Origin of the sequence: Atlanticothrix silvestris CENA357 (assembly GCF_016056295.1) — a bacterium.
GTDB lineage: Bacteria > Cyanobacteriota > Cyanobacteriia > Cyanobacteriales > Nostocaceae > Atlanticothrix > Atlanticothrix silvestris.
This window is the reverse complement of record NZ_JAECZB010000006.1, coordinates 98,850-121,490: the sequence shown is the minus strand read 5'-3', so window position 1 is coordinate 121,490 and position 22,641 is coordinate 98,850. Positions and strand designations below refer to the sequence as shown.

Annotated in this window: 21 protein-coding genes; 12 read left to right on the top strand and 9 right to left on the bottom strand. The window is 40.5% G+C overall.

What is annotated here, in order from left to right:
- The first annotated feature begins 85 nt into the window (after positions 1 to 85).
- Positions 86 to 880, top strand: a complete 795-nt coding sequence (locus tag I8751_RS05100; protein ID WP_214438086.1) for a peroxiredoxin-like family protein — start codon at positions 86 to 88, stop codon at positions 878 to 880.
- 266 nt (positions 881 to 1,146) lie between these two features.
- On the opposite strand, the gene I8751_RS05095 is transcribed toward I8751_RS05100, so the two are convergent.
- A complete protein-coding gene (locus tag I8751_RS05095; RefSeq protein ID WP_214438085.1) occupies positions 1,147 to 2,505 on the bottom strand; it encodes an NAD(P)/FAD-dependent oxidoreductase in 1,359 nt (452 codons plus the stop codon).
- 696 nt (positions 2,506 to 3,201) lie between these two features.
- Between I8751_RS05095 and I8751_RS05090 the strand changes: the two genes are divergently transcribed.
- Complete coding sequence (locus I8751_RS05090) at positions 3,202 to 3,642, top strand: Hsp20/alpha crystallin family protein (RefSeq protein WP_214438084.1); 441 nt, start codon at positions 3,202 to 3,204, stop codon at positions 3,640 to 3,642.
- Positions 3,643 to 3,756: 114 nt separating this feature from the next.
- On the opposite strand, the gene I8751_RS05085 is transcribed toward I8751_RS05090, so the two are convergent.
- A complete protein-coding gene (locus tag I8751_RS05085) occupies positions 3,757 to 4,605 on the bottom strand; it encodes a uroporphyrinogen-III synthase (protein WP_214438083.1) in 849 nt (282 codons plus the stop codon).
- 273 nt (positions 4,606 to 4,878) lie between these two features.
- On the opposite strand from I8751_RS05085, the gene I8751_RS05080 reads away from it, so the two are divergent.
- Both I8751_RS05080 and I8751_RS05075 read left to right on the top strand, forming a co-directional pair.
- Positions 4,879 to 5,556 carry an HAD family hydrolase gene (locus I8751_RS05080; RefSeq protein WP_214438082.1) on the top strand — a complete coding sequence of 226 codons (678 nt, stop codon included), beginning with the start codon at positions 4,879 to 4,881 and terminating at the stop codon, positions 5,554 to 5,556.
- Positions 5,557 to 5,606: 50 nt separating this feature from the next.
- Complete coding sequence (locus I8751_RS05075; RefSeq protein ID WP_214438081.1) at positions 5,607 to 6,470, top strand: SDR family oxidoreductase; 864 nt, start codon at positions 5,607 to 5,609, stop codon at positions 6,468 to 6,470.
- Between the two features lie 33 nt (positions 6,471 to 6,503).
- On the opposite strand, the gene egtC is transcribed toward I8751_RS05075, so the two are convergent.
- Positions 6,504 to 7,301, bottom strand: coding sequence for an ergothioneine biosynthesis protein EgtC (gene egtC, locus I8751_RS05070; protein WP_214438080.1), 798 nt, complete (start codon positions 7,299 to 7,301; stop codon positions 6,504 to 6,506).
- 736 nt (positions 7,302 to 8,037) lie between these two features.
- On the opposite strand from egtC, the gene I8751_RS05065 reads away from it, so the two are divergent.
- A complete protein-coding gene (locus I8751_RS05065) occupies positions 8,038 to 8,445 on the top strand; it encodes a hypothetical protein (RefSeq protein ID WP_214438079.1) in 408 nt (135 codons plus the stop codon).
- Between the two features lie 397 nt (positions 8,446 to 8,842).
- Here I8751_RS05065 and I8751_RS05060 read toward each other — a convergent pair whose 3' ends face one another.
- From I8751_RS05060 to I8751_RS05040, 5 genes are all read right to left on the bottom strand, one after another.
- A complete protein-coding gene (locus I8751_RS05060) occupies positions 8,843 to 10,402 on the bottom strand; it encodes a metallophosphoesterase family protein (protein WP_214438078.1) in 1,560 nt (519 codons plus the stop codon).
- 169 nt (positions 10,403 to 10,571) lie between these two features.
- Positions 10,572 to 11,543 (bottom strand): YegS/Rv2252/BmrU family lipid kinase, encoded by a 972-nt coding sequence (locus tag I8751_RS05055; protein WP_214438077.1) that lies wholly within the window; start codon positions 11,541 to 11,543, stop codon positions 10,572 to 10,574.
- A 298-nt stretch (positions 11,544 to 11,841) separates the two neighbouring features.
- Entirely contained in the window at positions 11,842 to 12,018 is a 177-nt protein-coding gene (locus I8751_RS05050) for a hypothetical protein (protein ID WP_214438076.1), read from the bottom strand.
- 68 nt (positions 12,019 to 12,086) lie between these two features.
- Positions 12,087 to 12,587, bottom strand: a complete 501-nt coding sequence (locus I8751_RS05045) for a zeta toxin family protein (protein WP_225893961.1) — start codon at positions 12,585 to 12,587, stop codon at positions 12,087 to 12,089.
- Complete coding sequence (locus I8751_RS05040) at positions 12,587 to 12,760, bottom strand: hypothetical protein (protein WP_214438075.1); 174 nt, start codon at positions 12,758 to 12,760, stop codon at positions 12,587 to 12,589. The genes I8751_RS05045 and I8751_RS05040 overlap by 1 nt, the downstream gene beginning before the upstream one ends.
- A gap of 188 nt (positions 12,761 to 12,948) precedes the next feature.
- Between I8751_RS05040 and hemC the strand changes: the two genes are divergently transcribed.
- Positions 12,949 to 13,920, top strand: coding sequence for a hydroxymethylbilane synthase (gene hemC / locus I8751_RS05035; RefSeq protein ID WP_214438074.1), 972 nt, complete (start codon positions 12,949 to 12,951; stop codon positions 13,918 to 13,920).
- 126 nt (positions 13,921 to 14,046) lie between these two features.
- On the top strand, positions 14,047 to 15,474 hold the full coding sequence (gene glgA / locus I8751_RS05030) for a glycogen synthase GlgA (protein ID WP_214438073.1): 1,428 nt from the start codon (positions 14,047 to 14,049) through the stop codon (positions 15,472 to 15,474).
- 408 nt (positions 15,475 to 15,882) lie between these two features.
- On the opposite strand, the gene I8751_RS05025 is transcribed toward glgA, so the two are convergent.
- Entirely contained in the window at positions 15,883 to 17,700 is a 1,818-nt protein-coding gene (locus I8751_RS05025; RefSeq protein WP_214438072.1) for an ABC transporter ATP-binding protein, read from the bottom strand.
- A 675-nt stretch (positions 17,701 to 18,375) separates the two neighbouring features.
- On the opposite strand from I8751_RS05025, the gene I8751_RS05020 reads away from it, so the two are divergent.
- From I8751_RS05020 to I8751_RS05000, 5 genes are all read left to right on the top strand, one after another.
- Complete coding sequence (locus I8751_RS05020; protein ID WP_214438071.1) at positions 18,376 to 18,732, top strand: hypothetical protein; 357 nt, start codon at positions 18,376 to 18,378, stop codon at positions 18,730 to 18,732.
- A gap of 247 nt (positions 18,733 to 18,979) precedes the next feature.
- Positions 18,980 to 20,122, top strand: a complete 1,143-nt coding sequence (locus tag I8751_RS05015; RefSeq protein WP_214438070.1) for a TOMM precursor leader peptide-binding protein — start codon at positions 18,980 to 18,982, stop codon at positions 20,120 to 20,122.
- Positions 20,119 to 21,429, top strand: coding sequence for a YcaO-like family protein (locus tag I8751_RS05010; protein WP_214438069.1), 1,311 nt, complete (start codon positions 20,119 to 20,121; stop codon positions 21,427 to 21,429). Before I8751_RS05015 ends, I8751_RS05010 begins: the two co-directional genes overlap by 4 nt.
- Positions 21,430 to 21,488: 59 nt before the next feature.
- A complete protein-coding gene (locus I8751_RS05005; RefSeq protein ID WP_214438068.1) occupies positions 21,489 to 22,226 on the top strand; it encodes a SagB/ThcOx family dehydrogenase in 738 nt (245 codons plus the stop codon).
- A 108-nt stretch (positions 22,227 to 22,334) separates the two neighbouring features.
- A partial coding sequence (locus tag I8751_RS05000; protein WP_214438067.1) for a hypothetical protein occupies positions 22,335 to 22,641 on the top strand: 307 nt, incomplete at its 3' end.

The window sequence follows — 22,641 nt, the reverse complement described above, 5'->3', positions numbered from 1 at the left end:
TAGTAGCTATAAGTTGATTTTCTTTAAGTTTTATTTGTAGGGTGGCATTGCCCACCTTACTTTAAAGACTGTTGCCCTCACGTATATGAATACTCAAACACGCGCCAGTTCTCCAGATATTTACTCGATTTTGAGTCAAACTCAACGCTTGCGAGTTAGTGATGGAGAGATTAAACCCGTTTTAGATTGTTGCTTAGATACTTCAAAGTTGCTCGTACTGATTTGGTCGCAGTTAGGAGATTTTGATAATTTAGAATACGCTTGGTGGCTACTCAGAGAAAAAGAAGAGATTCAAGCAAGAGGAATCACAATTCGCGCTATTGGAATTGGAAACCGCAATTCTGGGATCAAATTTTGCGAATATACAGGATTTCCTCAAGAATGGTTATTTGTAGATGCAAATGCGGAAATTCACGCTATTTTAGGGCTTTATCGCGGTTTAAATATACAATTTCCAATACTATCAGCTTCACAAAAAGCTTGGCTAAATTTAATACTAATGTGTGCTGGGATTGCTAGTCCGGGAACTCTGAAGGAAGTTTTTCGGGGTTATAAAGGTGATTATAATGCTCCTCAGTTAATTGCTGATGAGGAAGTTGTGAGGAATACGCCTTTACCACCAATAAAAGGTTCATTTTTCAAAGCTGCTGGAGGAAAAGGCTTTCAGCGTCCTTTTGAGCTAGCAACCCTGCGCCTGCGAAACATGACCGAAGTTTTGAGCAACTGGAATATTTATGTACCAGATTCATCTTATTTGACACAACGGGGAGGAACTTTTCTATTTGATTCTCAAGGAAAATTAATTTATGAACATCGCGATCGCGGTATTCTTGGTTTTGCCGAAAATATGAGTAATCCCTTATCTTTTTTGTATAAGTAATTAATGGGTAAGAGTGGGTGTGGGGGGATTGTCTGCGCAGTGAATAAGTTCAGTTGTACCGTGAGAATGTGGGATGGAGAGTACACCATTGGGTTGCAGCACCCGAAACCCTTCAACATTGATTTACGGAAAAGGTTAAAAGCGAGTTGAATTTTGGGCAACCTAATTCATCCCTTTACCCCTCTTTTTTATTGGTAATAGGGCTGGACATGGGGAATTTTAAATTTCCCTATGTCCCATGCACCATTCTGAAAATTCATTGTCAACTATACATTGATTGGCTGTCTATTTTCTGTTGCTGTGTAATAACTACTATCAGAAGTTACTGTTAGTGGTAATGATTCTTGACCTGTAATTAATCTTGCCCCACGATTGCGGGTGATATAATTCCATGCCCACTGAATTATTACTACTAATTTGTTGTCAAACTCAATTAAGAAATAGATGTGAATCAACAGCCAAAACAGCCATGCAAAGAAACCTTTAAGTTTGATAAAACCTAAGTCTGCAACAGCAGAATTTTGGCTAATCATTGCTAAGCTACCACGATCAATATAAGCAAATTGTGGCAAGGTATTTCCTTTAAGGCGCTGTTGAATCAGTCCTGCAACATACTCTCCTTCCTGTTTAGCTACGGGTGCAACACCAGGTAAAGGTTTACCGTTTTGATGTGAAAAATTCGCTAAATCGCCAATTACAAAGATATTAGAATGTTTTTTAATACTCAAGTCAGGTTCGACGATAACTCGTCCGGCGCGATCGCATTCTACACCTGTGCGTTCTGCTAACACTTTCCCGATTGGTGAAGCTTTAACACCAGCTGCCCATAATATCGTTTTTGAAGCAATCTCTTTAACTTCGTCGCCTTGTTTGAGGGTAACAATGTCATTTTCTATATTTGTTACCAATGTTTTTGTCTGGACTACAACACCCAACTTTTTCAAAGATGCTTCTGCTGCTTGTGATAACTCTGGTGCAAAAGGTGGCAAAATCCGATCCATGCCTTCTAAAAGTAGAATTCTAGTTTCTGAGGTATCAATGTTGCGGAAATCTTCTTTGAGAGTTTGATATGCTAGTTCAGCGATCGCACCTGCTAACTCTACTCCGGTAGGGCCGCCACCAACAATTACAAAGGTTAACCAAGCCCGGCGTTTTTCTGGATCAGTTTCCTGCTCTGCGGCTTCAAATGCTGTAAAAATTCGACGACGCATTTCAATAGCATCTTCTACAGTTTTCAAACCAGGAGCAAATTTTTCCCAGTTGTCTTTACCAAAATAGGAATGCTTCGCACCTGTAGCGATAATTAACGTATCATAAGGTACTGCTTCATCACCTACCATCACTTGCTGTACTTCTGGATCAATATCACTTACTTCTCCTAGCAGTACTTTTGTATTCTTGCTCTTACTAAGTACCGAGCGCAGGGGTGAGGAAATATCAGCAGGTGATAACGTACCTGTCGCAACTTGGTACAACAGTGGTTGAAACAGGTGAAAATTCCGTTTATCAATCAGAGTAACGTTGACATTAGCCTTAGCAAGTGCTTTTGCAGTATATAATCCCCCAAAGCCACCACCAACAATCACAACTTGATGGGGTGGATTATTCTCAAGTGAATTTATCATCAGAACTATTTCCTTATGTTACGGGTGCTGTAACTATTCTTAACAAAATTGTATCAAGTTTGTCATATTTTTTTTGTTCACGTTGGACATGTGAAGAAATGGTTAAAGCTAAACAAGATACAGTTAAAAAGTAATAAACACTACAGCTATTTCTTGAAGTTGTAGATACGTAACTTATCATCCGTTTACTTGCGATTTATGCAAGGGGTATAAATAAGCTGTTAAGTACTTAATTTATACGTTGAGACCGCAGGGGAACAGAGGAGCAAGGGAGAGGGTTTGAAGTTCTTACCCACAATTTAAATTGTGCAACTTGTATGCACAACAGTTTAAAGGCGATCGCTTTCTGTCTATAAACCTTTAATATCCCTCTTTTGTTCCCAGGAATTTACTCCCCGGCTCGCTTCTTTGACGGACATCTGCTAGAAATTTAGCAAAGAGCATGGAAAGAAATCTTAGGATAAAATTTTACGTTCATTTGGCAAATCTTCTATCTATATTGAAGTCGAGTTTACCGAACCAAAACTAGGTTAATTAACCTACCTAAATTTATTGATATTCTTGTTCGGTAATCATCATAAGTTCAGTAATAAAAACCGAATTTACACCACTTTGGGTTGCGAATATGATGAGAACAAATCAAAGAGTTACAGCCTGAAAAAACTCAAACAAATACTACTTATACGAGGTTGAGATATGACACTAGTACGTTGGAACCCCTGGCAAGACATTAACACCCTACAACGCCAAATTAACCGCTTATTTGATGAAGATATGCTACCATCTGCATTAGTTGAAAGAGGCTTATCCAGAGTTCCTGCTGCTGAATTGCAAGAAACAGAAGAAGCAATTCACCTCAAGCTAGAACTTCCAGGGATTGAAGCCAAAGACCTAGATGTGCAAGTCACAGATAAAGCTGTTTACGTGAGTGGTGAACGTAAATCAGAAACAAAAACCGAAGAAAAAGGTGTTACCAAGAGCGAATTTCAATATGGTAAATTCCAACGCGTAATTCCTTTATCAACTCGGATTCAAAATACCAACGTCACAGCAGAATATAAAGATGGTATCTTGAATTTGACACTACCTAAAGCTGAAGAAGAAAAGAACAAAGTTGTTAAAGTGAACCTAGCATAATCTGGTTAACTGTCGACAGTCATCAGTCAACGCGAAATTTCATCTCCTTTTAGGGGTGGAATAAGTTGAAATTCAGTTATTCAAAGCCCGTTCGTAATCATACGAATGGGTTTTTTATTTGGATTCACAAGTCAAAAATTCTGCTATAGCTTCAGTAAATCCTGCAAATGAACTATAATCCTTTGACAAGATAGAAACATTTACACCTAACTTTCGAGTATTGGCAGCTGTATAAGGGCCAAAACAAGCCACAATACAACTTTCATAATCATTGTGCGAGTCGACCATCCTCAAAAAACTTTCTACTTCTGCCGTACTGCTAAAGGCAATTACGTCTATCATTCCTTGACGAATCAGGTTCAATTCAACTGTATAAATATTCTTATCTGTACACTGGGTAATATAACTAGAGATTCGAGTTATTGTCATACCTAAATTTTGCAAATCTGTTATTAAGTTAGGTATCACATTAGGCTCAGGTATACCAACAAACTCTGGAGCCGGGACTAGTACTGTTTGTTGATTAATTTGAGGAATTTTCCCTAACTCTAAAATAATTCCTGCTGGACTAGATTCTTGAGGAATTAAATCAACTCTGCCGCAGAAAGTGACTAAAATCTCTGCATCTTTTCCTAAAGCACATAGCTGACAATTTTGTAATGCAGAGATGGGAATATCTAAACTATTCATGCGCTCAAAAAATCCCATAATTCCATTTCTGCTTGTAAAGATAATCCAGTTAAATTTATCTATGCGGCTCAAAGCATTATCTAATTCAGTGTAATTTGAGAGATAGCAAGTTTCAATAGTGGGCATAAAAACTGGAATCCCACCTTTTTTGATGATTTGTTCTGAAAATCTGAAAGCATAGTTTTTTGGTGCTGTAATTAAAATTCTCTTGCCATATAGAGGCAATTTACTAGATGAAGTCAGCAGGTTAGTTTCTCTAGAAATGGGGTGCATTATTCAAGTACAATCTTCTAGTTATTTATTTCCGTATGCTCAATACTCAAGTTGATAACAATATCACTTTTTCGATTATATGAAAATTATCAAGATGATTAATTTTTAACAAAATTGGCAAAGCATCTATTGTTTCATTGCCATAGAGTAAGTTCTGAAAAGCTTTTTTCTCAAGCCGTTTTCAGTATTATTAATTAAAAATTAGTATCAGAATGTCGTATAAGGATAATTACATAGTTACAATATTGTCAAATTTGAATCAAAGGACTGAATGTGTTATCAAGTATCCGAGCCGCAATTTTTGACATGGATGGCCTACTTTTCGATACGGAAAGCATTGCTCGCTGGGCGTGGAAAAAGGCCATAGAAAATCATGGTTATGTGATGAGCGACGAATTATACAACGAATTGATCGGTCGAGACCTATCATGGCGGGGAAAAATTTTAAAAAAAAGATATGGAGAAAACTTTCCTTTTGAGTCTGTCACAGCGCAACGCATCACAATTGGTGATGAGCGAGAAATGCGAGAAGGTTTGCCAATCAAAGCAGGTGTATTAGATTTACTTAATGAACTGAGTACTCTGGGGGTGATTATGGGATTAGCAACTGGGACATCTCGAATTAGAACAATCCGACGTTTAACCGATGCTGGAATTTACCCATATTTCACAACAATTGTCACAAGCGAAGATGTTGCTGAAGGTAAGCCTGCTCCAGATATTTTTTTAGAAGCTAGTCGCCAAATTAATGTTGCTCCTTTGCAGTGCGTGGTTTTTGAAGATTCATCTGTAGGTGTTCAAGCAGCATTTCAGGCTGGGATGTATGCAATTATGGTTCCTGATATAGAACAGCCCTCCCCTGAAGTAGCATCTTTAGCTTACCGAGTATTTAATTCTCTGGAGCAAGTAAGCGAATTATTAGAAGAATTATTTGAGAAAAGTGCAGGTTAAATATAAAGTACTGCATGAAATTCAGTACGTTCTAATGGGAATCGCTGATAATGCTGAAAATTTTAGTGACTGGTGCTACTGGAAATGTTGGTCAAGAAGTTCTTCGCTTACTGCAATTCCACAGTTGTAATGTCTGTGCCGCAGTTAGAAATCCCAACAGCGCTAAACAGATTTTAGGCAGCAATATCCGAACCGTTTCCTTCGACTTTACCAATCCCGACACCTTTGTAAATGCTTTTTCTCAAGTCAATAAACTTTTTTTAGTGCGTCCCCCTGCTCTTGCTAATGTTCGCCAACAAATTGCCCCAGCCCTAAATGCTGCAAAACTTGCAGGTGTTGAGCATATCGTGTTTCTTTCAATACTGGAAGCCGAACGCAACCGTTTTGTACCCCACTTCAAAATTGAACGCTATATTGACCAATTAGGTATTCCTGCCACCTTTTTACGGGGTAGCTTTTTTATGCAAAATTTCAATACCACACATTTAGAAGATATCAAAACTCGTGGTGAATTGTTGATGCCAGCAGGTAATGGTAAAACAAGTTTTATTGATGTGCGGGATATTGCTGCTGTTGCAGTTCGTACTTTGATTGAAGATGGGCATCAAGGAAGAGCTTATGCACTTACTGGTGGGGAAGCCCTGACTTATTACGAAGTTACAGACATTTTCACATCAATTTTAGGTAAACGAGTATGCTATAAACCCTCTTTGCTCAAGTTTGTTCAACAAATGCACTCATCGGGGTTGCCAATGGATTTTATTTTGGTAATGGTAGCAATCTACACTACTGCCCGTTTAGGATTAGCAGGAAAGATTACATCTGATACAGAGCAATTGCTCAATCGTTCACCACTGACCATACGGCAGTATATCGAGGACTATCGACAGTTTTGGCTAAGAGTGCATCTATAGCAGTAAAATGTTGGCAAAATTAGCTCAAACTAATTAAGCAAACTTCTCCAACAGGGTAATTGTTGGCTGTAATGACTCGGCTTGAACAAATAGCATACTTTGCTCAGGAAAAGCAGTCCAGTTTTGGTTTGATAATCGCTCAGAAGCAACAATAACTTGATTTGGGTGCTTCACAGCATCACAAGACCAATAAAGAGTAGGGGCTTGTGTGCGGTAGGCATAGCGAATTGCAGCAACTGCTTGACCATCGCTGACAATTAAATTGGTACTAAAACTGGTGTTGTATTCTGATGCCAACTTAGTCAATTTTTGCAATGTGCCACGTAAGGCTGACAGCAGAGTACTATCTGGAGATGACTGCCACGTTTCTACTAGCAGGGCGAAGATGTGTTCTGAGTCAGTCATGCCTTTAATCAGCTGGTATGTGGCATCAGAAAGACTCTCACGGATTGGTCTATAGAGAGTTTGTTGAAAATTTAATATTTCACCATTATGTACAAACAAGAGTTTACCACTGCGGAATGGTTGACAGTTGCTAATGTCGAGTGCTTCACCTATCCCTGCTAATCGAGCATAGCCTACAGTACAAGTAGATTGTACATAGTTGCTCAACTCTTCCAGATTCGGATCGTTCCATAGCGGGTTCGTGTTTCGGTAGATAAAGGGTTTGCCCGCTTTGTCATACCAACCCACACCAAACCCATCTGCACAAACTGCTCCTGATTTTAATTCCAAAGGATTGTAACTTTGTTTGTAGAGCGAATGCTCCTGTTTATATAGCAACTCATCTAATTGAATAGGATTACCAAGGTAGCCAATTAATCTACACATAAAAATACGACGTTGCTCAAAGAGTAACAAAATTCAGTCACAAATCCAGATATAAATCGAACTTTTTGACTGTGCAATTACTGCAAATCATCACTAATTTAACAATTATTTTTGATCTTGTACACGATAGAACTATGACTAAAGTCATGGATTATTCATGCACTAGTAATTTTAATCAATTGTGATCTAATATAATATTGATATTATTGCTAATTCAAGTAAAACTCTTTTTTAGAAAAAGAGTACATAAAATTCTGATTTTTATTATCCAATCGCCACATATAAAAATTTTGTATCTATGTAAATATGTTTATTATTGAAGCCTAATTTTATTAGTTATTAATACGAAAATGACCTCAGCTTAGGAGGTTAAAATAATGAGTGTTAATTGCCAACTTTATCCAGCTATCAAATTGACGCATTGTTCTTTAATCAAAGTATCAATTGCTTTATTAGCAGTCACGACTCACTGACTAGCGATCGCCCAGCGCTTACACACTTCAAAGCATTCCCTTAATTTAATTTACATGTTAGCTGTCTCCAGCTGCATGAGGCGATCGCTAAGAATTCAGAGCTTCCATATTTTGTTAAATCAGGTATAAATTACACCAAAAGACATAGAAAAATAGTTAGTCTTCATCTAAGATCACTTCTTAAGATAGTAGATTGATCACGCGTAACAGCATAATCTGGTTCTCAAAGTTATTCAACAAATTCTTTAACGAGGACATAATTTATGGCTAATGAAGCAGCTAAAAAAGGTGTAGACTCTTCTGAACGCGCTCAGGTCGATTCTTATGATAGAGGTATTGTACCGGCTGAAACTGCTGCCCGTAAAGAAAGAGAAGGAGACCTGTATAAAACGCTTCCTACAGAAGAAAGAGAAGCCAACTCTTCTACCGACGACCAAACTGATAGTGAGAGCATACACACCACCGATGGCTACACAGTAGACAAAGAAGGTTTATTGAACAACTACGCAGTTGAACCAGAAATGTACTACGAAACACCAGGCGATGCCAGCCAAGAAGCAGCAGAAGATACCGCAGAGCGCGTTGAAGAACTTCAAGAAATAAATGAAGATCAAGAAGGCGAATTGACAGAACAAAGCGACAAACGAGGTAAAGGGCCAGGGATAGTTTAGTTAATATCTGTCACTTTTTTTGGCGTAATTACAGGATGCAAGGTTTAAGAATTAATCAAAGAAATCGGATTTCTACAAAAAATTCATACACCGATAAAACATAAATCCTGAAGTTAAAATTCCATTTTGTACAGACGCGATAAATCGCGTCTGTACATTTATATAGGAATCCGATTTAATTCCTGAAATTACTTGCGTAGGTAGCGAATAGGGAACAAGGAACAAAGAGGAAGAGATATGATACCAATTCGCAATTCGCAATTCCCAATTAAATAACTTAGATACAGCAAAGCTTTCAGGCTTTACATCTGTATCAGGTTTTGCGTGAAATGGTATGAGATCTATCTACTAAGCTTCTTTCAAAAATCAAATACTAGTCCTATATAAATTAATCTGATCAAATAATAAATGGTTTAAATTCGTGATTATGCCACTGTCGCTGATACCATTCGGCAACCAAAGGACGGACAATGAATTTGGGATGACGATCGCCTCGAACATCAATACGGATACTTGAGTAGGGCCGTCGCTTTTGGGAACCATGACCGTTGCGACCGAGAAAAAAATGCGATCGCGCGACTAATTTACTTTGATTTTCTACAGTTTCCATTAAATCTGCTCCTTCATCTCTCTGACGGCGCAAACTATATCCACTACCGCCACAAACAATCCAGTGGATATGAGAATCAGCGTGTCCAGTATCCAAAGTTTGCAAATGTTCTAAGCAGTGAGCATGACCATTTAATACCAAATCAACTAAGGGACGACCCTGAGTTAAATCACCTAATGCTTCAGCCACCGCATCTAGGACTTCACGTAAGCGGCTGCGAATCGCCAGAGTTTGTGATTGCTGCCACTTTGTAGCTTCCGTGACATAAGGAGGATGATGGAAATAAATCACCCTACCTCTAACTTCTGCGGTATTCCAAGAGGCAATTAGTCTCTGCTTGAGCCACTCCAGTTGTTCAATATCAAGAGTTGTCTGATCAGTAGCTAGTTGCTTATCGATATCAACAATAAGTTCCTCAATTTGCGACAGCTTAGACTGCAAGTCGTCTAGTTGCTCAGCTTCGCTGGGATTGTCGGGATTTAACTTTGCGGAAGTTTCAATGATTTGTGATTTCTCCTGCTCAAAGTTCTCACGACGTTTTTGCAATATTTGACGATCAACGTCACCTTCTCGTGTTTGAGGTAGCGGTGGCGGATCATTAAATGTATTAGAGTCCAGAGCAAAAAAGTCAATACCGCCGTAGCGAAAAGTGTAGTAGCGATTGGGAAGACGAGTGAAACCCCCAGGCTGATAGCTCAGACAGCGACCTGTGTCTGTCTTGGCAGTGTAGTACTGATCTAAGTGTTGGGCTAATTCACCTGGAAACTGAAATGCCTGAAGATAGTCCAGAAATGCCCGTGCGTAAGCGTCACCAGTTCCTGAACCATGCCAGCCAACATCCATATCTAATCGCGATCGCAACAAACGACGCAGGGGTATTGTAGTTGCAGAAAGTAAGTTTAATACAATCGGCAGGTTATAGTAATCGTGATTGCCCGGTACTGGTAAGATGGGCAATTTAAAAATCATTTGGTCGTAAGCAATTTTTTGGGGATGTTCTCCGCCTAAGAGAAACTCTCGGTAAGGCTGGATAAAGTTATGTTGGTAGTATTCACTTGAACCCACCAGATAAATTACATCACCAGTGTGCAGCATGAAACGGCATTCTTGATGATGAGGTAACATTAGTTCCGCTACCCGCCGCTGGGGATCGTGTCCTAAGTGTTTACCAGTACCACTATCACCAATAACTAAAAACGAGAACTCACTATCTTCTGTTTGATCATCCTCCAATACCAACTGAGTTTGATCAATACCACGTTGTAAAATTAGCGGGTCTTGCCACCGTACCCGCTGCTGCATTTTACGAATTTTTTTGGCGATCGCCGGATCGGATACGAGTTTCAATGCAAGTTAACTCCTGAATCTTACAGCAGTCGTCAATTTTCTTTTTTGTTCTAGATTGGGAAGACAGAAGTCGGTTAAAGCATCAGACGCGATAAATCGCTGTCTCTACGAAGGACTAATTACCGAACCATATTGCTTCATCTGTTTGCATCCCTCTCATTCCCTTCTATCACTCCTGTGCTGATTCTTTCAACTCAATAGTCAAATTTGGTAGCCCTTCTAATTTTTCTACAGGCTCAATTTCTTCTGCTGGTGGTACAAAAATAGTTAAGCCTCCTGGTACGCAATTAACTTCAATTGGCGTTGTACCAACCATTTCTCCATCTAGCACTACCTTTTGTGGCGGATCTGCTTTAATTTTGAATTGTCTTGCCCGCAAATAACCAATATCATCTCGCTCTGCGGCATTGCCTGTAGAAGCCGTTTGAAATAGATGAAATGTCGCTGCGATCGCACCTGCTTTACTCGTTGGAGCAACTATCGTTAAATCCAAGAGTCCATCATTATAAAGAATACCCGCTGGCCCTTGAGCTAATACTGATGTTGGAGGTGCAGCATTAGCCACAGTTACCGCCGAGGCACTAGTTTTAATGATTTTATCCTCAGTTTCAATTTCTACATCAAAACTCTGTAAATTCCGTAATTGCTGGACTCCTGCTAAAACATACGCCATAATCCCAAAGCGCCTTTTTGCTTCTCGGTCTGCCAGTTCTACTGTCTCTGCCTCAAAACCAATGCCTGCCAGTAGTACCATTGGCTTACCATTGCAATAAGCTACGTCTATAGTCCGAGTTGCGCCTTGCAAGATGACATTACAAGCAGCTTCGATGGTGTCAGGGATGGCTAAAGCTGCGGCAAAAGCGTTAGCTGTGCCTCTAGAAATAACACCAAAGGGAATATTAGTACCCACTACAGCAGTTGCTGCTACTGACAAGGTACCATCGCCTCCCGATGCGATAATTGCATCTACTCCTCGCTCCACCGCTGCACGCGCTAATTCATCAGCACCGATTTCTTCAGTTGTAAGATAAATATCCAGATCAATTTCTGGTTCTAAGATCGCCCGAATTTGTATTAGATCTTGCTCTGGATCACCCTGACCCGCAACTGGATTAAAAATAAGGCAGGCCGAACGACTCATAGGAATAACAATTAAGCTTTAATCACTAAAATATCAAACTATTCCTAACATCTGTGTAAAATATCGACTTCCTTCTTGCGGCAGGTTTGCTTCTACTGTAGGGAGTGCAAGTTTTATTCGCTTCTAGCAAAACTTACAAGCTGTCACGCATCTAAGTTGCACATCTTTTCGTATGGACTGTTGACTGTTGACGCTCAGCAATCAACAAACTTAGGAAGTAATTGTGTAATTTAAAGGCGTAATAGCTTACGTATGCTCTAGGGATAAATCACTTAAGCGAAAATTTAGGGAAAATAGTTTAATCATCTGAGTTGATAGGAGGAATTTGTTCGGCGGTTAATGTAACAACTTGGCCATCTTGCCAAATGCTAATAGATTCTCCTAAACGGCGGTGTCTTTCAATAGCTTTAGCAATGGCGAGTTTAACCCCTGCATCGATTTGACTAGATAATTTCTCAGGAATTGGCTTACTCATAGGTATTAGCAGTGATTTGACTCCATAGTTGGGGTTGATAAATTATAGGTTCTTGATTTAAGGGACGTTCAGCTATTATCTGCAAAATTGTGATTAGAGTTATCGTAAACAATCCAGCGATCGCACAAAGGTAAGTATAATTCAATTAAGTTTTTTCGTCCCCGTTCATAGCGGCGGCAAATAGTATCTTCTTTTATGTTGTGACCGCCACTTTCTACGCGTCTGCATACCCGTGCGATGGCTAGATCAGGACTACATAACCAAAAGTAAATTAAGTTGATAATATAACCTTTAACTTGACATTTTTTCAAGAATCGGGCAAAGTGACGAGCCGCTAATGTAGTTTCAAAGGCAAAATCAGCTTCAGCATTTACCAGAGTTTCTAGTCTTTCTAACATTAATCGTCCGGCTTGAATGGCTACAGATTCAGGGTTAAAAGGAGAAAGTCCGGCTGCTATTTCATCGGCGTTGACATATTCAAATACAGATAGGAAGTAGGGAAGAATTTGCAGTGCGGCGGTAGTTTTACCAGAACCGTTTGCACCGCCGATAATGTACAAGTTGGGCATTATTCTAATGGTAATGCTAATGGTGCAGATAATTGGGGCTGAAATTTGGTTTCTTTCTTGGTTTTGGTTGTTAGCTGTTTGGCTTCAATTACTCTTATTGCTTTACGGTTAACGATGAGTAAGTAATGAGCAACACCAGATTTTAGGCGATATTCCCTGAATGCAATTCTCAATCCCGTACTTAGATTTATTTGGTCGTAATCTTGGATTAACTATCCTGCATAGGTCAATAATTTGTAAAAAAATGTAAAGAATAACCAAAATAAATTTTACCTGAATGCAGCAATAACAATCCGTTGAGTCACCCACTGCGGTAGTCTAGATGAGAGTGAAATTATCGCCTGGTTTAACATATTGTTTTATGACTTCAGTTGTTTCCAGTCCCCCACGCACTATTCGTATTGGCTCTCGTAAAAGCCAACTTGCTCTAGTTCAGTCCTACTGGGTACAAGAGCAACTCCAGAAAAGTTTTCCTGAGATTTCTTTTGAAGTCCACACCATGTCTACCCAAGGCGACAAAATCCTGGATGTAGCATTAGCCAAAATTGGTGATAAAGGGCTATTTACCAAAGAATTAGAAGTAGGAATGCTGAATCACGAGATTGATTTTGCTGTGCATTCTCTCAAGGATTTGCCAACTAATTTACCAGAAGGGTTAACACTGGCAGCGATCACAGAGCGAGAAAACCCAGCAGATGCATTAGTGGTACATGAAAAACATAAAGATAAACAAATTGATACATTACCAGCAGGTGCAGTAATTGGGACATCCTCCCTGCGGCGGTTGGCGCAGTTACGCAATCTATTTCCCCACTTTACATTTAAAGATGTGCGGGGAAACTTAAATACACGTATGAATAAACTAGATGCAGGCGAATACGATGCTCTAATTTTGGCAACAGCTGGGTTACAAAGATTGGGCATGGGCGATCGCATTCATCAAATTCTCCCCAAAGAAGTTTCTTTGCACGCCGTTGGACAGGGAGCATTGGGGATAGAGTGCCGTGCTGATGATACTGAATTAATATCTCTACTCAAAGCCATTGAACATCCCGAAACACGCGATCGCTGTCTCGCTGAACGAGCTTTTTTACGGATTCTCGAAGGCGGTTGTCAAGTACCTATTGGTGTTAATACAGAAATTAATGGTGAGAATTTAACATTAACAGGTATAGTTGCTAGCGTGGATGGTCAAAAGCTAGTCAAAGATAGTCTTACTGGTAGAGCCAGCAACCCTGAAGCTCTAGGTGCAGAATTAGCACAGATCTTACGACAACAGGGCGCACAGGAAATCTTGTCAGAAATTTTTACCGAGATTCAACGTGGTTCCTAAGCTACTGGGCAAGCATTGTGATTAGATAAGTAATCAGTAAGCAGTAAACAGTAAACAGTGAAAAACTGACAACTGTTCATTGATAACTGAAAACTGATAAGCAGAACCGGGGAAACAAAAATTACCATGCGGATTCTATTCGTTGCAGCAGAGGCAGCTCCCGTTGCGAAAGTAGGAGGAATGGGTGATGTTGTAGGAGCATTGCCCAAAATCTTGAGAAAAATGGGGCATGATGTCCGAATCTTCTTGCCTTACTACGGCTTCCTTCCAGACAAAATGGAGGTTCCTGGAGAACCCATCTGGAGGGGATATGCCATGTTCCAGGACTTTGCCGTTTACGAAAGCGTTCTGCCTGGTACTGATGTTCCTTTGTACTTATTTGGACATCTTGCCTTTTCACCCCGCCGAATTTATTCTGGTGATGATGAAGATTGGCGGTTCACTTTGTTTGCCAATGGTGCTGCTGAATTTTGCTGGAATTATTGGAAGCCAGAAATCGTCCATTGTCACGATTGGCACACAGGGATGATTCCCGTGTGGATGAACCAAGACCCTGATATCACCAGCGTTTTCACCATTCATAATCTGGCTTATCAAGGGCCGTGGCGTTGGTTCTTAGAAAAAATTACTTGGTGTCCTTGGTACATGCAAGGGCATAACACAATGGCAGCGGCGGTACAATATGCCGACAAAGTAAATACAGTTTCTCCGACTTATGCCGAGCAAATCAAGACACCTGCTTATGGTGAAACACTAGAAGGTTTGTTGTCTTTCATTAGTGGTAAGTTATCCGGGATTATTAACGGCATTGATCAAGAAATTTATAATCCCGCAGATGATAAATATATTGCTCAAAACTTCACAGCCGATACCCTAGATAAACGCAAAGCTAACAAAATCGCTCTGCAAGAAGAAGTCGGATTAGAAGTTAATTCTAATGCTTTTTTAATTGGCATAGTCACACGGTTAGTAGAACAAAAAGGTATTGATTTAATCTTGCAAATTCTGGATCGCTTCATGGCGTATACAGATGCCCAGTTCGTATTATTAGGGACAGGCGATCGCTACTATGAAACCCAAATGTGGCAGTTAGCATCCCGCTATCCTGGACGGATGGCAACTTACTTGCTGTATAACGATGCCCTGTCTCGGAGAATTTATGCTGGTGCTGATGCCTTCTTGATGCCTAGCCGTTTTGAACCTTGTGGTATCAGCCAAATGATGTCTTTGCGTTACGGTTGTGTGCCTATTGTCCGCCGTACAGGTGGATTAGTTGATACAGTAACGCACTACGACCCCATGAATGAAGCGGGTACTGGCTATTGCTTTGACCGCTACGAACCGCTAGATCTTTTCACCTGTATGATCCGGGCTTGGGAAGGCTTCCGTTTTAAACCCCAATGGCAGGAGTTACAAAAACGCGGCATGAGTCAAGACTTTAGTTGGTATCAATCTGCCAAGCAATACGTGAAGTTGTACAGATCAATCTATGGCTTGCCAGATGAGGAAGACGAACAAGTATCACAGCCAGAGTTAGTGTTAACAAAGCAGTAATATTAGCAGCTTTGTCAATAAGTAAAATTTGCAGCTCATAATAAAACCATTATGAGCTTTTTTAACGTCAGTTCGGCGGATTTAAAAAACCCCGCTTCCATTCCTCTCCCCTGCAAGTAATATCGCGTCCGGTTAAAGACTTATCATTAAGACCGCAGGGAGCAGGGAGCAGGGGGAAAGAGGTTTTCCCGATTTTTGCATGGATGCGGGAATCATAACTAATTTAGCGGACATGATATAAAGAGGCTTTAAAGACTTAAATTTTCGTTGGTAATCAAAGATATTTAAGCCCCTCTCCGTGTCGGAGAGGGGTTGGGGAGAGGTTCATCGAATTCACGTTTTTTTGTGGTAGAAGCCCACAGGGTTTTACAAAAAGGGCTTTAGCCCTTACTACAAAATCAATTACCGTTAAGCAGAAATGCCGTACTGTTGTGCCTGCATATTCCACAGCGTAGTATATTCGCCTCCACGCTGTAAAAGTTTCTGATGAGTGCCATCCTCAATTAAATGGCCAGCTTTAAGGACTAAAATTCGGTCAGCCATCCGTACTGAAGCTAATCTGTGAGTAATCAAAATGGTAGTCTTGCCCTCAGTTAGCTCAATAAAACGCAAGTAGAGATCATATTCACTGCGGGGGTCAAGTGCGGCAGTAGGCTCATCCAAAAGTAGTAGTTGGGCTTCTTGGCGGACAAAAGCACGAGCTAGAGCTAACTTTTGCCACTGACCTCCAGAAAGTTCTGTGCCACCAAATTGCTTGCCCAGTGGTGTATCCTCTTTTGTGGGAAAATGATCAACTAGTTTGGCAATATCGGCTTTTTCAACTGCATATCTAAGAATATCTGGATGCTCCAGAGCAGCCAAGTTTCCTAAAGCGATATTTTCCCCTACAGTGAGCGCATAGTGACCAAAGTCCTGAAAAACTCCAGTAATTTGCTGCCGCCACTGCTCTAAATTTAAATTTCTGAGATCTATGCCATCAACTAGAATACTTCCTGTCGTTGGATCGTATAATCTAGTCAACAACTTAACTAGAGTAGTTTTACCGGCTCCATTGTCTCCTACTATAGCTACTGTTTGCCCAGGGTAAAGGGTAAAAGAAATATCCTGGAGGGCTAATCGACCATCTGGGTAGTAAAAGTCAACTTTCTCAAAAGTAATACCTGAACGAATCGGAGTTGGTACTTTCTCTCCAGGTATACTTAGTGTCATTGGGATTGGACTATCGAGAAAATTGAAAAATTGCTGCATGTAGAGGACATTTTCAAACAGTTCTAGCCAATTAGCAACAAATCTTTCTAGATTATTCTGGAAGTAAGTTAATGACTGTACAAAAAGAAGCACACTTCCTGGGCTGAATTCTCCTCTAAAAGCCTTTTGTACTACCCAGTAAAAAGAAAAACCATTCCCTAAAGTACTTAAAATAGCTAAACTAGATGACCAAAATGCCTGCTTGCCCCTCAGATGACGCATAGTTTGATGCAAAGACTGAAATGCTTGCAGGTAACGCCCCATAAAAAACGAACCTAGCTTAAACAGTCTGATTTCTTTGGCATAGGTGTCAGTGAGCATTACCGAACTGTAATACTCCATCCTCCTAGCTTGAGGACTGTTCTCAAATAAAGTTAGCCAAATAGCTTTTCCATACTGAGAAGAAACCACTATTTGCGGTATGGTAGCGATCGCAATCACTAGTGGTATCCAAAAAGCTAGGGGAATTAGTAGCCCTACTATCACGATGAGTGTCACAAAAGACCGACCTAATTCAACCAAATTCTCCATTAAGTTCAAAGGCTTATAGCTGACTTGTTCTTGGAGAAGTTGTAGCTCATCATAAAACTGAGAATCTTCAAAACGGCTCAAGTCTGGAAAAGTATTAGCTTTATCCATTAATAATAAGCTGATATGAGCCGTTAACTTGTCATTGAGATTTCCTTGAAGTGCGAATACCCAAGGATACAAAAGCGTTTCTAGTAACAAGGCTCCTACCCATCCTGCTACCAAAGGCCACAAAATTGAATAGCCTAATTCTTTGCCGGATGTCAAAGCTGTTGTGACAGTATCTACCACTAGCTTGGTAATCCAAACACTTATGGCAGGAAGAAACCCCTGTAATAAAGTAACAGCAACGAGAAAGACCATTTCCTTCGGTGCTGCTGTCCATAACAAGGGCAGAGAACGGAATAAAGCTCTAGTGTAGTCTTCAACCCAAACTCTTAAATCGCTCATCAATTAAACCTGATTTTTTATTTTGTGTTAAGAAAAATATTTTTGATCCCTGAATTTGAGACCTATGTTGTAGAATTCAGCAATTTTAAATTTGTTATAAACACTATTCAAAAATTGCTCTTAAGCGTCAAGATGCTTTTTATTCTCTATTTTTTTTAGTTTTTCTGCATTAGTAACACGATGCAGCCTAATATCTTAGGTGCTATCAAAAGTAAAAATAATCCTACTTTAGAAATAGCAAGACTACTTTTGAAAATAAAAAAACTACTACTTCAGAAAGAATAAAAACCTAGAGAAAAAGATATTGTTGTAGAAAGTTAGATGATCGAAAAAAGACAATACGACGCTAACAGTAGCGAAATTTTTCTCAAAGACAAGGTTTTAGGGAAAACAAATCTCATCTGGGATTTTCCTGCACTTACAAGAAAGTGATTTTGACCTATTGTGGACTAGTAAAACTCTGAAGAAAAACTGTAGTGTTTTTTGTTTAATTAGATCTGTATGGGGATGCTAATTAAACATTAATCTGCGTCTTATTTCCGGTCACTATTCACACTTGCTTGTTCAAAAGTGAAAACTGGTTGATTCAAAAATATTATCCACGTTTTTCACAAATTTGAATGCAGATTTGCAAACAGGCTATTAATAAGTTGAAGTTAAAAGGAGTAAGTGATAATGCTTGCAGAAAAAACACTGACCCAACAAACAATAGATATGCGTTTGGCAGATAAAGTAGACAAACTAGAACAACTTCTGTTGTCTGATGAGGAAATAGCAGCTTTAGAAAAATTAGCGATGCCAGGAGAATTTGACTCTCCAATTACCCAAAGATGGTTTGCTAATTGTTGGGGATGTCGTGGATGTCGTGGATGTCGTGGCTGCGGCTGCCGTGGCTGCGGCTGTCGTGGCTGCGGCTGCCGTGGTTGTGGTGGATGTAAAGGATGTGGCGGATGTAAAGGATGTGGAATTAGTGATTTCGGAATAGTATCAGGTGTGATAGAGGACACTGATCAGGTCGGATTTGGATACTAACTAAAGCTGGAGATAGAACAGCAATTTAGTAATTCCAGAAAGCGAATTTTTTGAAATTAGAGCCATAAAATCTTGCTCTAAAAGCCAAAAAACCCTGTTTTTGCCCTCTATTTTGACCTAATCAGTGTTAAATCTGCGAAAGCAGGGTTTTTCATTTTCTGAATTGCTCCTGAATGTTTTGCTCATTTTTAGATAAAACTGAGTTTTCATATTTTTTTATGAAGCTTGAGATAATAAAGCAAAGCTTATGAAATTAAACGATAACCAGCGTTTACGTCTATTAGAACATGTTGTTATTCACGTTGCACCGCCAGATTGCAATGACGAAGAAACTATGATCTTCAATACGACGCGACGAATGCTGACAGTAAAAGGTCAAGCACTGCATGATGTAGAAAAAATTGTATTACCTTTACTAGATGGCTCCCGAACAATAGGAGAAATCCGGACTGCCATAGGAGAAAAGTTGACAGATTCTTCACTGAATCAATGTTTAGAGTTTTTGATTGATAATCGCTTAGTGATGGAATCTTTGGAGGATACAGTTAATTTAGATGCTCGTACTTATTTACTTCCTCAAATTAGCCTTTATCATGAGCTAGGCTTTGAACAAAAAGATGTTCAGAAGCATTTAGCCAACGCTAGGATTGCTGTTTTTGGACTCGGAGGTTCGGGATTAGTAGCAGCAACAAATTTAGCTACTGCTGGTATCGGATTTCTCCGCCTGTGTGATAATGCTTTGACACTTGCGTCCGATTCCCTGATGATGTCAGGCCAGGTAAATAACATCGGTGCTTTTCGAGGTGTAGAAGCGGCTAAACAAATCGAAGCGATAACCTCGTTAAGCTCCGCTAACGCATTAACCCGAACTGAGACCATAACAGATCCTTTAACTGACGACGCAACAGTCAATGCTTTGCTAGATGACGTTGACCTCGTGATTGTGGCGACCGATGCCGTATCAGTCAATCTAGCGTATCGCCTGAATCGATTATGTCTAAAAATGCAGCGACCACTGCTACCGGGCGGAGCTGTTGGTGTTGAGGGAACTATTGGGCCGCTAGTCTTTTCTCAGGACGGCCCTTGCTATCTGTGCTATCGGATGCGGTCTATGGCTTGTGCCAAACTGCCAGAGGCAGAATTGGCGATTGAGCAGTTTCTTAACCGAGAACGGCGATCGCAACCACGGCTGCGAGAAAGTTTGCCGATAGGACAGATGTTGGTTGGAAGTTACCTAGCTCTTGAGGCAGTGAAGATGTTGCTTAGTCTACCGATCGCCACTAACGGAAAATTACTGCATCTAGACTTGCTCGGTACAAAGCTGACTCACAACGTTGTGCTAAAAAAACCTGGTTGTCCGCATTGTTCACAACAGGAGAGAACACAGTGAATGCAGCAGTTGCTAGTCCACGCTGGCGCGATTTAGTCAGCCCACATACGGGAATCATCCGTGCGATCGATAGGTTCACCAAGCCTTATACAGAGTTCGATTTGCCAGTCTTGTGGCAAGCCGAATTAGCCAATTTCCAGCTTTGCAAACAGCAGGATGATTTACGCTACGGCGTAGGCAGAGGCATGACTGATGAACAAGCAATTTTTGGTGCTGTAGGCGAAGCTATAGAGCGCTACTGCGGTGGTATTATTGACCGCCGACAACTAATTTTCAGTAGCTACGCAGAATTAGGTAATCGCGCTGTCCATCCTCCAAGTTTTTTCTCTTTTTCTGACAAACAATACTCTGATCCAACTTTTCCATATCCAGCTTTCGAGCCAACAATGCAGACTTCGTGGATGGCTGCCTTTGCTCTAGCAAGCAAGCAACAAGTTTTAGTCCCAGCGTTCTTTGTTTATTTGGATTGGGGCGGGGAGCAACCAGGAGATTATATTTTACCCGTAACTTCTAACGGCATGGCTAGCGGCCCAACTCTTGAGTTTGCTGCCTACAGTGGCTTGTGCGAGTTGATTGAGCGCGATGCTTTCATCATTACATGGTTAAATCATTTACCTGCTCCACGCATTTATTTCGACCATCAGCCAGGAATTGAGACTGAAATTTTACGCCACTACGCTCGATTTGGCATTGAGCTAGCTGCCTTCAATTTCACCACCGATATTAAAGTCTCAGTTGTGATGGCAATGTTAATTGACCATTCGGGTAAAAGTCCTGCTGTTGCAACTGGTCTGGGATGCCATCTTGATGGGCCAACAGCGCTTCGCAAAGCAATTTTTGAAGTTTGCCAAGCCCGCTTTGGTGACATAGAACACATGGCTGCTGATGCTGGGGCTAATCTCAATAAATATGAAGATGTTAAAAATTTGGACGATCACAGCGCTTTCTTTTACACAACGGCTCGCCTGGGCGAATTGGACTTTTTATTTCACCATGACCAATATGTAAAAGTCGGAGATTTACCAACTTACGAGTCTCAATCCGAAGCAGAGAAATTGCAATCAGTAATTGCCAGGTTGCATTCAGTGGGTGTTGAACCTTATTTAGTGGAGATTACAACTCCTGACATTGCATCGCTGGGTTTTCGAGTAGTGCGGACTTTGGCAAGTGAACTAGTTCCTATATATTTTGGCTATGGATTAGAGCCACTGGGAACTCGGCGTTTGTTCGAGGTTCCAGAAAGGTTAGGTTATGGTGGACGACGTACTGAAAATGACTTAAATCCTTGTCCACATCCTATGGCTTAGTACTAATTCGTAATTCGTAATTTGTAATTCGTAGTTCGGAAGATGAGGAAATCAAAGCGATGTACAAAGCCAATGAACCTCTGGAGTTAGCTCTTTTGTATCATTTGAACTCTCCAGTACCCCAAAGTTATGTCAAGCGTGTTTCGGCTACTGAAATGCGGTATCTGCCAGAGGCTGCTTTTTTGGAATTGCCGCCAGCACCAAGCGATAACGCACTGACTGAGCTTTTGCAGCGACGTTGTTCTGTGCGATCGTTTGAGAAGAAAGTTATGCCACTCATCTCATTGGCTCAGCTACTCGATGCAGGATGCGGTATTAATGGGTTGCGTCAGATGGATGGTTACACTTATGAAGCTCGAAACTCGCCCTCTGCGGGAGGACTTTATCCAATTGAAATTTTCGTGTCTACCCAGGCTGTAGAAGGTCTAGCTGCTGGACTATATCACTATGAAGCTCGTGGTCACGGGTTACATCGAATCAATGATGCCGTGCCAGCAGATTTTGTAGAATCCTTATTGCAACAAGATTACGCAGTTAATGCCAATGCTTTGTTCGTGTTCACATCAGTGTTTATGCGCTCGATGTGCAAATACGGTGCGCGCGGCTACCGCTTTGCGCTTTTGGAAGTTGGTCATCAAGCTGAAAATATATGTCTAATGGCTGTCCAATTGGGACTCGACAGTCTTTGTCTCGGTGGATTCCATGACATGAGCATGAACGCCATTTTGGGTATTGACGGGAGACATCATGCAGCGCTTTATTGTGTTGCGGTTGGTACTTGTAGCAGCCAACAATAAGAAATTATCATCGATTTTTTATCATACTAAATGTCTAATTGAAGCCTAAATATGATTAGACAACATAAATTATTCTCAAAACAGTCTAACCAACTAGCTAAATCATTAATGCTAGCTATTTCAATAGTTGTTGTGACTGCCCAAGAAGGTTTAGCCATACCTATTGAATCTATTCTTGCTCAAGAAGGTATACGCCTTTTAGAAGAATGGTTAGGGATTAACTCTAACAATCAAGCAGCACCGTATGCTAATCAACCTTGGATAGAAACACAGCAAAAAACTAACTTTCCTTCTGCATATCCAGGCTGTCCAGCACCAACTTATTCACAAAGCCATACGGGATGTCCACTACACTTACCCCAAGTATCTCCAGGTTTTCCTGTACCAACCTACACACCGATGTATCCACAAGGGT